This window comes from uncultured Acidaminococcus sp., from assembly GCA_900538365.1.
GTDB lineage: Bacteria > Bacillota > Negativicutes > Acidaminococcales > Acidaminococcaceae > Acidaminococcus.
The window spans coordinates 1-4,489 of sequence record UPXT01000073.1 but is presented as its reverse complement, the minus strand read 5'-3'; the positions used below and the strand labels follow the sequence as shown (position 1 = coordinate 4,489).

Sequence of the window (4,489 nt, the reverse complement as noted above, 5' to 3'; positions counted from 1 at the left end):
CCCTTTATTTTGCAAGGACTATTTTTCCCTACCGAGAAACATTTTACGCTTAGTCATGAACTCCCTGTGAAACAAAAATGACGCTGCCAATCATGACAGCGCCATCATCCTACTTCAGTAATCCCGTTTCTTTCCAGGCCTTGCGAACCATCTGGCGTTCCTCTGCCGTCATAGGGCAAAGCGGCAGACGATAAGGACCCGGAGTAAAGGGGGTCATCAATCCAACGGCTTCCTTGATAGGAATGGGATTGCTGACAAGGAACATGGAATCAGCTTGGGGAACCATGATCTTATTGAGCTCCCGTGCCCGGGCCACGTCCCCTTTTTCAAAGCTTTGCATCAAATCCTGCAGAAGCTCTCCACCTACATTGCTGCGAACAGAAATAAGCCCGCAGGCGCCGACTGCAAAAAAGGGCAGGGTCAGACCGTCATCTCCACTGTAAATAGAAAAATTCTCCGGCATGATGCGATAAAGCTCTGCGACTTGGGAAACGTTTCCAGCAGCTTCCTTGATGCCTACGATATTGGGGCAATCCTTGACTAGCCGGGCCATGGTAAGCGGCTTGATATTGGTCCCCGTACGGCCAGGGACATTATAGACCAGGATAGGTAATTGGGTATGCTCAGCAACTGTCTTGAAATGCTGATAGAACCCTTCCTGGGAAGGTTTGTTATAAAAAGGTCCAACAACGAGAACGCCGTCGGCGCCGACTTCTTCGGCAAGTTTGTTCATTAAGAGGGTCTGGGCCGTGTCATTGGATCCAGTCCCAACAATAACCGGAGCGCGGCCGCCAAGCTTATTGATAACAGCCGTAAACAGTTCCTTCTTCTCATCATAGGTCAGGGTTGGCGCTTCGCCGCTTGTACCAGCGACCAGAATGGCATCCGAACCGTGATCGACAAGCCAGGACGCAAATTCGGCAGTTCCTTCAGCATTAAGGGATCCATCTTCGTGGAAAAAAGTAATCATTGCAGTGATAAGGCGTCCAAAATATGGCTTCATGAGACTATTCTCCTTCCTGGGTTGCAAATGCGCTGTGAAGGGCGCGGACTGCGGTCTTCACGTCGCGTTCTTCGATAATGGCCGAAACAAGGTTATCAGAATCGGTTGTCTGCAGGATTTTTACTCCCGCTGCCGTAAGGGCTCCAACAAAACGAGCCATGACACCGGGCGTACCCCCCATATGGGTACCCACGACCGTCACCTTGCCACATTCCTTGGTCAAGGTATAATGGTATCCCTTAGCTTTGAGGACTTCCTCCGCTTTCGGGGCATTGACGGTATAGACCGCAAACATAAGAGATTGCGGCTGGAAGCTCAAACTCCCAATGCTGACGCCGTGAGAAGCCAAATCTTCAAAGACACGGCTGCCATTGTTGGATGTATCCTGAGACAGGTCCACTTGAAAGAAGGAAAGATCCTTAAGGCTGGCAACCCCACTGGCATGATTGGTTTCAACATCATCCTGACTTTCCAGGGTATCGATCTTGTCATCGGTTGTAATAAGGGTACCCGGCGCATCCGAAAATGTGCTCTTTACAACCATGGGGACCCCATAGCGCATGACAATCTCAACAGCACGCGGATGGATAACCTTGGCCCCTTGGTGCGCCATTTCACGGATTTCATCATAGGAAATCTGCTTGATGATCTTGGCATCGGAAACAATGCGGGGGTCAGCCGTCATGACGCCATCGACATCTGTATAGATTTCTACTTTTTCAGCATCTACGGCAACCCCGAAAGCCGCGGCTGACGTATCACTGCCGCCGCGTCCCAAGGTAGTGATGCTGCCGTCCATATCGGTGACACCTTGGAATCCACAGATGACAGGAATAATGCCTTGTTCGACAAGGGTTTTCAGTGTCTTGGGATGGACCGTCTTGATCTTGGCATTGCCAAAATTGCCATCCGTCACCATACCGGCCTGTCCACCGGTCAGGGCCTTGGCCTTGAAGCCTTCTTTCTGCAAGATGGAAGCCATGACCGTCGAGGAAATGATTTCCCCACAGGCCATCATAAGGTCCAGTTCATGCACATCCGGGTCAGGATTGACGGAACGGAGCATTTCAATCAGCGTATCCGTTGCATACGGATCCCCTCTGCGCCCCATGGCAGAAACAACGACAATGGGAGCATAGCCCGCATCGACGGCTTCCTTTACTTTCTTGACAACGAGCTGACGGGTCTGGGGTGTAGCCACACTCGTTCCGCCGAATTTTTGTACGATGATTTTCATCTGCGAAGGGCCTCCTCTTAGAGCCAGTTATTCTTGACCATGGTTTCCGCAATCTGGAGCGTGTTGAGTGCAGCCCCTTTGCGGATTTGATCTCCAACACACCAGAAGTTGAAGCTTCTGTCAGCCGATTCATCCCGTCTCAGGCGGCCGACATAAACATCATTGAGGCCCGAGGTGTAAAGCGGCATCGGATAGATCTGCTGGGAGGGATCGTCTTGAAGGACAACACCGGGGAACTGACTGAGTGCCTTGCGGATATCAAAAAGCTCCACATCATGTTCAAGTTCCACATTGACAGATTCACTATGGCTGCGGTACACAGGAACACGGACCGTTGTCGCCGTAATACGCATTTCCGGATCGGAAAAAATCTTTTTGGTTTCATTGACCATCTTCATTTCTTCCTTGGTATAAAGGTTATCAAGGAAGACATCAATCTGAGGTACAAGATTCAAGGCCAGCGGGAAATGCTTGGCAGCACTTGCACTGGGAAAGATGTGAGCGGTCATTTCCTTACCGGCAGCGGCTTCCTTGATCTGGCGTTCCAGTTCATCAAGGCCGTCCTTACCAGCGCCGGAGGCAGCCTGATAAGTGGATACGATAATCCTTTTAATGCGGGCAAGGTCGTAGATCGGTTTCAGGGCCATAACCATGATGATGGTTGAGCAGTTCGGGTTGGCAATAATGCCCTTATGCTTAGTGATATCCTGAGGATTGACTTCCGGCACAATCAGAGGAACCTCCGGGTCCATGCGATAGGTGCTGGAATTGTCAATGACAACGGCCCCTGCCTTAACTGCAATCGGAGCAAAAGTCTTGCTGATCGAACCGCCGGCAAACAGGGCAACATCGACACCATTGAAGGAATCAGCCTTTGCTTCTTCGACTTTATAGGTTTTGCCCCGAACCGTCAGTTCTTTGCCTGCACTGCGTGCAGAAGCCAAGAGTTTCAGGTTCTTAAAAGGGAAATCCCGTTCATTGAGCAGATTGATAAATTCCTGCCCCACCGCACCAGTCGCACCTAAGATTGCCAGATTATATTCCTTCATAATCATTACCCCTCTTTCAAGTTAAAAACGCTTCCTTATAAAATTGCATCCAGTCCGTACACAAGGCCTCTACGTTTGACCATGGTCCGGCACCCCAACATGACACCGGGCATGTAGCAGTCACGGTTGATAGAATCATTGCGGATGATGAGGCGTTCGCCCATGCTGCCGAAGATAATTTCCTGACTGGCGACAAAACCCGGCAGCCGCACGCTGTGAATGCGCATGCCTTCATAATTGCCGCCCCGTACATGCGCCAGCTTCTCCGTTTCGTCTTCCCTGCCCTGGGACACATAACCGCCGCGGGCCTTAGCAAGCTTCTGAGCCGTAAGTATGGCGGTCCCAGACGGTGCATCGAGTTTTTGATCATGATGAAGTTCGATGATTTCCACTTGGGGCAAGTATTTGGCAATCTCTTCCGCTGCTTTCATCATCAAAACAGCACCAATGGCAAAGTTCGGACAAATGAGGACGCCGACACCATTTTTTTCAGCAAGCCCCTTGACTTCCTCAAGATCTTCCGGGGAAAATCCTGTCGTCCCGACAACTGCGTTGACACCCTGACTGGTGATGAACCGCAGGCTGTCCATAACAACATCGGGACGCGTAAAGTCAACCACAACATCCGGTTTATGTTTAACGAGGGCTTCCTTTAAATTCGCTTCCACGGAAACGCCTTCCACGGTCTTATCTGCACCATGGACATCGACAGCAGAAACCAGTTCCATATCCTCTTGCTGAAGAACCGTTCGAACAACAGTGGATCCCATCTTGCCAAGGGCTCCATTGACCAGCACTTTAATCATTGGCTCCATCCTTTCTTCATTTACAAAAATACGGTCATTGAGAACGCTCCCAATAACCGTAACAATAAAGCCCACATCAGCAGGCCTTGCTCATTTATTACCGATAGCGCTCCACCAAAGACTGGCGACAGTATGCCCGCTGTTTGCCGGCATCCCAGCAGCCCCCTGTACCCAGCGGGCCACTTCGGCGGTTGGCCTTTCCTTTCCTTCAACGGTGTCCCTCTGGAAAGTACTCATCGTTCCCGCGCCTCTATCAACTGTTAAGTTTATGGGTATAGTATAGGCATTTCAGTATATTATGTCAACCGATTTTTAGAAAAAAAGGTTTTTAGTTTTTATTGGTTAATTGTAAAATGAAATAGGACATATAAAAAGACATACAGGAAATCTTTTG

General features: G+C 50.0%; 4 protein-coding genes and 1 riboswitch. All 4 genes read right to left on the bottom strand.

What is annotated here, in order from left to right; all coding sequences use genetic code 11:
- Positions 1-109: 109 nt before the first annotated feature.
- Genes dapA through dapB form a run of 4 tightly spaced genes read right to left on the bottom strand, consistent with a single transcriptional unit; the run spans position 110 to position 4,095 of the window.
- On the bottom strand, positions 110-1,003 hold the full coding sequence (gene dapA, locus QZQ08_RS09630) for a 4-hydroxy-tetrahydrodipicolinate synthase (protein WP_296331428.1): 894 nt from the start codon (positions 1,001-1,003) through the stop codon (positions 110-112).
- Positions 1,004-1,007: 4 nt separating this feature from the next.
- Entirely contained in the window at positions 1,008-2,240 is a 1,233-nt protein-coding gene (dapG, locus tag QZQ08_RS09625; protein ID WP_296331424.1) for an aspartate kinase, read from the bottom strand.
- A gap of 17 nt (positions 2,241-2,257) precedes the next feature.
- On the bottom strand, positions 2,258-3,289 hold the full coding sequence (locus QZQ08_RS09620; protein ID WP_296331420.1) for an aspartate-semialdehyde dehydrogenase: 1,032 nt from the start codon (positions 3,287-3,289) through the stop codon (positions 2,258-2,260).
- A 35-nt stretch (positions 3,290-3,324) separates the two neighbouring features.
- Positions 3,325-4,095 (bottom strand): 4-hydroxy-tetrahydrodipicolinate reductase, encoded by a 771-nt coding sequence (dapB, locus tag QZQ08_RS09615; RefSeq protein WP_296331418.1) that lies wholly within the window; start codon positions 4,093-4,095, stop codon positions 3,325-3,327.
- 96 nt (positions 4,096-4,191) lie between these two features.
- A riboswitch (Lysine riboswitch) is annotated at positions 4,192-4,356 on the bottom strand.
- Between the last annotated feature and the right edge of the window lie 133 nt (positions 4,357-4,489).